The following is a 6,616-nucleotide window of genomic DNA, read 5'->3' as shown; positions in this document are numbered from 1 at the left end:
CTAAAAAAGCATTTACAAACAGGCAATCATCTTCATGATAACTGTTTGTAAAAGCTTCTTTCTCTTTAATAATTTTCTAGGAAATTGTATTTCTTTTTGTCTTTTTTGTACCCAATCACTTTCGCCAGGTTCACATTTTCAACACTTCTAAAGATATTTTTTTCAATAATCTCATCTTTCTCTCTGAACTGCTGAATGAGTTCTTTCATTTCATCCCGCTTCGAGCCCTTTGCTCCTCCACAGCTTGCACAATTTTCCGTAAATCTGCAGGCACATTGGATAAAATGCAAATCATTAGAATCCCTCCATGCCTTAATCGCTGCTTCTTTTACCAGATATAAAGGCCGTATTAACTCCATGCCTTCAAAATTGGTGCTGTGCAGCTTCGGCATCATGGTCTCAATCTGACCATTGTACATCATGCCCATCAATATCGTCTCAATTACATCATCATAATGGTGTCCCAATGCAATTTTATTGCATCCAAGTTCCTTTGCCTTCGCGTACAGATAACCCCTTCTCATGCGGGCACACAAATAGCAGGGGCTGTCATCCACTCCCGCCACAATATCAAAAATCTCCGTCTGGAACACCTTAATCGGTATCCCAAGCAGCTTGGCATTATTTTCAATAATCGTCCAATTCTCTTCATTATATCCGGGATTCATCACCAGGAATTCAACCTCAAAATTATTCCTGCCATGCTTTTTCAATTCCTGCATAAGCTTTGCCAGCAGCATAGAGTCCTTGCCACCGGAAATACAAACTGCTATCTTATCACCATCCTGAATCAATTCATATTCATTAATTCCTTTGGTAAACTGCCTCCATACTGTTTTCTTATACTTCTTAATGATACTCCGCTCGATATCTCCCCGGCGCTCTGTAATTTCATCTTCTTTTTGCACCAGTCTGCTTAAATTCAATCGAAGATAAGACCGGTAGCCGCCTTCTATATTAAATGCCTGATAGCCTGCGAGCTGCAATGCATCTACAACGTCTTTGCTTCGCTCTCCGGTATGACATAGGATATAAATTGGTTTTTCCTGATTCATATCCAACTGCGAGACTTGAAATTCATCCAGCGGGATATTAACTGCTCCCGGAATGGTTTCTTTTTCAAAATCACCCCTGCTTCTTATGTCAATAATTACACGGTCATTTTGATTGATTAATTCTAACTCTTCAATATTAATTGATTCCATGTTGTTCATCCTTAACTGTACCTTTTTACTTTTTTAATGGCTTAGAATAGAAATGAGTACGCTACCCAAATAGCGTACTCGAAACACTTTTGAATTGTTTCTTGAATCACTATATCATCTTATTCTTGCTTTTAGACTGCTTTTAGAACGTTTTTTGAATGCTTTTTGAATGCTTTTTGTATATTTTTTGAGTTTCTTCATAAAGCTTCCAGAAAACACTAATTAAATACTCAATCAAGCTTAGCTGAAAAAGCCATTTATTCGTATTATTATTTCCTATTAAGACACTAGGATAACATATTATACACTTCATTAGGGGTTATTGTCAATTTGTAACATGTATTTGGCTTTCTGTTTATCGCATTCACGAAAAATTCAACCTGTTTATCTTGCATTTTGCTTTTCATTTCACTTGCATTTTATTTGCGGCTCTTTCGCTTATCATTTATCCTTTAGATCTATTACTCAAACAACTCATTAACTGGATTTTTTATTTTCACGCCGTCTTTCAAGCAGTATCCGCCCTTTACAAGTCTCCATATCCCTGCTCCAGCTGCATTCCCTGCAATGCAGGCACCTCCCGGTATCCCTTCCCTCCTGGGCATCTTTTGCCCAATTGGGATTCACCATAATTCCCCGCGCTATGTCCACCAAATCTACATTGGTTTTCTGAAGTACTTCCTCTGCCATTTCAGGACTCATAATACTGTTAACTGCAAATACCGGTACGGATACCACCTTTTTTATTTCCTGTGCCGCATAAATACACGGCTGAAACATAAAATCATCCGGCGCATATGGCTCATCTTCTCCAGAAAATCCATAGGAAATATCCAGGAAATCAATCCCTTCTTTTTCCAGGGTATTTGCAAATCGCTGGGATGTCTCAAGATCCGGTTCAAATCCTCCCAGGCGGATTCCCACCAGGAACTCCTGCGGAACACAGGCTTTCACCGCTCTTAAAATCTCTACTGCAAATCTTTCCGGATGCTTACCGTACTCATCTGTCCTTTTATTTACCCTGCTATTAAAAAACTCACACATCAGATACTGATGACAGCCATGCAATTCCACCCCGTCATATCCCGCTTTATAAGCACGAACTGCAGCATCCACAAACTCTTGTTGGATCTTATGTATCTCCTCGATTGTCATTTCTCTTCCAATGTTTTGCCTTTCGTTTTTCTGAAAACGATAATTGCTGGGACATAGAAGTTCTTCTTCCACACCTGCAACCCCTGCATGATGTATCTGTATGAGTATGGGACAGCCTTCCTCATGTACCGCTTTCACAATACCAGACAGACCGTCCATCTGACTATCATCCCAGATTCCAAGCTGTCTCCTGGACAGGCGTCCCATTTTATCTACACAGGTTGCCTCCTGGATAATTAAACCTGTTCCTCCTTTTGCTATATTCCTGTAATGTTCTATGTGTTGCTCCGTAACAGAACCATCTTCCCTTCCGGCGCTGTAACATACTACTGGTGGAAAACAAATTCGGTTTTTGATATTTAGATTTTTGATTTGAAAAGGTTGGAATAATAAATCCATACTGCCACCTCTGCTTTCATTATAATTTTCGAGATAACTTCATTATAGATTGTACCACCAGATTCCATAGCCTTGGTTATTGGCAATCTGATACAGTGGCTCGATTGTCTGTCTAAGGGAGGTTACAAAAGCATCACGTCCCCTTTCTGTATTATCGATATGACGTATATCACGGTTAATCGTTAGAAACTGATCCATCGTCTTTTTGTTGATCCTCGGAATCATTTTTGCAGCCTGAAAAGCCTGAAACTGATATTGACAGAAGTCATTGAGATATCGATCTAAGTCCGGCAGTTTATTTCCCTTTTGGCTGTTTACATTTTTAAACGCCGGATATAAATTCCATATTTCATTATGTAAAACAAAGCTCCATGGTATAAAATGGTCGATGCTGATCGTCCCAAACCGCTCCAAATTTTCTGTTGTAAATTGTCGTCCAGTGTATAAATCCGGCAAATGTTCACTTGCCTGTACCAGCTCCCAATATTTTGATGCTTCAGCCAATTTCCTTTGTACAGGAGGAAATATTTTAAAAGGGATTGCGGGAACATTCAAATTCCGTGCCTGAATATATTCAATCAATTTGAAATGCATCCACCCTTCAATTACTGCTGCATTCGTTTTGATATAATCAACCCATCTTTTGGAAACCGTAAGCGTTCCATTCATCCGATCCATAACGTATAATGCATGATTGTGGTCATTCTTGTTATACTTCTCAATCAGTCCATTAACATCTTTATCTTTAAATGTATGATCCGTTTTCTTTTCAAATTCAATTTCCCTTTGGTAAAAAGGACGGATTAACCGATAAGGCACCATATTCGTAAAATCTTTTACCTTTTTTAATAAGAGCTTATCATTACTACTATAAACAAATTCTACTATTTTTTCTTCCTGTTCTTCTCTGGCAATCTTTAGCTCTTTGTGAATATACCAAATAGCATCCGCCAGCTTATCGGAATGTCCAAGACTTAGATTAAAGTAAACTACCGGATACCATGCAGCAGCAATCATTCTGGCTACCAGTCTTTTGTATTCCAGAATTCTATTCCCTTTTTGTATTTCTGTAAAGATTCCTTTAAACCAATATAACTTATAACTGGAAGAGAACTGATGCAACATACTTTCCAGGTAGCCGGATTCCACAGTTTCAGATGCTGGGAGCGTTTGAGGTAGGGGTGGCGTGGACATTGTTATCCCTTCTTTCTTTTGAAATTTATATAACAAGATACAACAATAATATTATCTACAGCATATTTTTTAAAATAGCAATCAGCTCCGTATCCGCTGGAAGCCAATCTACATTATCTAGTTCTTCTTTGGTTAACCATTTCGCAGCTTCATGCTCCAACAAGGTAAAGTTCGCCTTCTTTAGCTCACAAAGATAACAATGCATAATTAAGTGAAAGTTCGGATATGAATACTCTACCGTGTGTATAAATTGCCCTATCTTAATCTCCGTATTTAATTCTTCTCTTATTTCCCTTTGTAATGCTGCTTCTAAAGATTCACCGGGCTCTACCTTGCCACCTGGAAATTCCCAACCGTCTTTAAATTCCCCATAGCCACGTTGGGTAGCAAGAAATTTATCACCGTTTTGTATAATGGCAGCTACAACCTCGATTGTTTTCATTGATGTTTCTCCTGATGTTAGTGAGATTATTTTTTACTTCTTAATTTGTCATAGGCTTTTAGTAGATCATATTGTCTTTTGTTTTGTTCTGCAATTCCTTCCAGCATAATATTATCTTCAGGTTGGTTAAGCACATGTATTTTCCTATGACAGTTTGGACATATAGCTACCACATTATCTATGGTATCATTTCCACCATCCGCCAGTCTTTTCACATGATGCTCTTCTAAATATGGTTCACCGTTCATATCAATGAAAGGAGCTTCCTCTCTACAAAACTGACAATGTCCACTAGCAATTCGTTTCACAAGTTCCTTTAAATATGGATCCCGGTAATAGACGGTAGTTTCCGTTTTCTGCATTTTCTTTGATGAATCACTTCTTTCAGATCGATGAATCAGCTCTTTATCCGATAGTTTAATTATTTCTTTTTCTAATGGATTCTCTATACAATTATCCGCTAATCCAGCTGGCTTCAAAGGAAAAATCCACACATTTCTCATTTTGCTATCTTCATCTGCTTGTTGTGAAATATAAGGTTTCTCAGCTAATTCCATTAAACCTCTATATGTATACTTCGCTTTTTTCATTACCTCAAAAAGATGTACCGCTATACCATTCGTATCAGAATGATATAAAGTAGCATTTTGATTACCTTTTAAAACCTGATCTCCCTTTTTGCCCATTCCAGTATAATGTAAAATGCCATCCTTCCAAACATCACTGTATAAGCCTTTTGTATCATCAGATATTATTACCAATGTATTGGTTTTCTTTGAACGACGCATTCCACCCATATTGCCACAAATAAATGTCTTAACGATCTCACCATTTGTAATTACATCACCTATTTTCAAATTTGGTTTAAAGTCCATAGTTTTTCCTCCTAAAGTAATTTGCTAAACTCTAAGATATTCATTACTAATATTATGTTTGACTTTCCTTTATCAGAAATTTACATTTGTTTGATTATATCATGGTAAAATTCAACTCTTCCCTGTTGCTTGCAATAAATCTGCATACCAACTTACTAAACTTACTAAATGTAAAACACCCAATATTAAAAAACGAAATCCTAAAATAATTACATATTATTCATAACCTTCTATAGAAACTCTATCAGCCCTTTTTCCATACAAATAGTGTAGTTCAACGTTTTCTTATCATTTCCAGCAAAAGTTATATAAAGCATATCATCTTGCAGCTTCGTTACTGTTCCAACGCCGTATGTTTTATGTTTTATTATCTTACCTTTAATACCATACACTGCCTTACTTCTTTCTGAAGATTTATTCTTTGCTGGAAAAAGTTGTGCATACTCTTTATCCACATTCAGTCCACGTTCTTTGTAATCTTCCATATCTTTAAATACGTATAGTGCTGGCTTAACTACATTATTATCTGGAACTGGCTGTACTGGAAACATCCATACTAAGCGATCTCTGCCAGTTTCATCTGGTTGAGTCTCTGTATATGGTTTATCAACCAACTGAACACGTCCACAATATGTATATTCGCCTGGATCCATAACCTGAAACAGATGCACATCCACACCATTGTATCCTGATTCGCTTAGTGTTCGATTCTGCATATAATTGACATCCTGATCACCCGAGGGGCCCATGCCTGTGTAATGAAGGACTCCACCTATCCATTTATCATGGTAAATGCCACGTGTGTAATCAGTAACAATAACTAACGTATTTGTTGTATTTGATTTACGCATTCCACCCTGCTGACAACATTTAAAAATGCTCATTAGCTCTTTATTTTTGATATGTTGTCCAATTTCTAATCTTGGATTAAACATTTGTACCACTCCATTCTTCTAATCAGGAGTTGCCCTTAATAACATTACTGAAAATATATCCACATTTTATTGGAATCTATGAATTATTTTCTCTACTTCCGCAATTAATTTTTCTTTATCTGGAATATAATAGGTGTATTTTGATGCAAATATATTATTTGACAACCCACCCAACGCATATTCTGCTGTCAATGCATCTTTATCAGTACATAAAATAATACCAATCGGCTTATTATCATCCTCTTCGTTAACCTCATTTTCATAATAATTCAAGTACATATTTAACTGTCCCGCTGCTTCTGGCATTAGTTTAGTAGTCTTAAGTTCAATTAGCACGTATGACCTAAGTGGCTTATTATAGAAAACCATATCTACATAATAATAAGTATTATTAATAGTTACTCTTTGTTG

The 6,616-nt window shown here is 36.9% G+C and carries 7 protein-coding genes; all 7 read right to left on the bottom strand.

The genetic code is table 11. The features are described from left to right. Window positions 1–65: 65 nt before the first annotated feature. Window positions 66–1,205: an ATP-binding protein gene (locus ACH2DQ_RS16685; RefSeq protein ID WP_394913429.1), complete on the bottom strand. Its 1,140-nt coding sequence runs from the start codon at window positions 1,203–1,205 to the stop codon at window positions 66–68. 477 nt (window positions 1,206–1,682) lie between these two features. Then, on the bottom strand, window positions 1,683–2,759 hold the full coding sequence (locus ACH2DQ_RS16680; RefSeq protein ID WP_394913428.1) for an NADH:flavin oxidoreductase: 1,077 nt from the start codon (window positions 2,757–2,759) through the stop codon (window positions 1,683–1,685). A 42-nt stretch (window positions 2,760–2,801) separates the two neighbouring features. Beyond that, window positions 2,802–3,953 carry an HNH endonuclease domain-containing protein gene (locus tag ACH2DQ_RS16675; RefSeq protein ID WP_394913427.1) on the bottom strand — a complete coding sequence of 384 codons (1,152 nt, stop codon included), beginning with the start codon at window positions 3,951–3,953 and terminating at the stop codon, window positions 2,802–2,804. Between the two features lie 55 nt (window positions 3,954–4,008). After that, window positions 4,009–4,395, bottom strand: a complete 387-nt coding sequence (locus tag ACH2DQ_RS16670; protein WP_394913426.1) for a (deoxy)nucleoside triphosphate pyrophosphohydrolase — start codon at window positions 4,393–4,395, stop codon at window positions 4,009–4,011. Window positions 4,396–4,421: 26 nt separating this feature from the next. Beyond that, window positions 4,422–5,270, bottom strand: coding sequence for an HNH endonuclease (locus ACH2DQ_RS16665; RefSeq protein ID WP_394913425.1), 849 nt, complete (start codon window positions 5,268–5,270; stop codon window positions 4,422–4,424). 230 nt (window positions 5,271–5,500) lie between these two features. Continuing rightward, window positions 5,501–6,205, bottom strand: a complete 705-nt coding sequence (locus ACH2DQ_RS16660; RefSeq protein WP_395027495.1) for an HNH endonuclease — start codon at window positions 6,203–6,205, stop codon at window positions 5,501–5,503. A 66-nt stretch (window positions 6,206–6,271) separates the two neighbouring features. Then, the coding region (locus tag ACH2DQ_RS16655; RefSeq protein WP_395027493.1) for a PDDEXK nuclease domain-containing protein at window positions 6,272–6,616 on the bottom strand (345 nt) is incomplete at its 5' end.

The sequence above is a fragment of the Robinsoniella sp. genome (assembly GCF_034124845.1).
The sequence above is the reverse complement of the archived record's forward strand: the minus strand, read 5'-3'. Positions and strand labels throughout refer to the sequence as shown.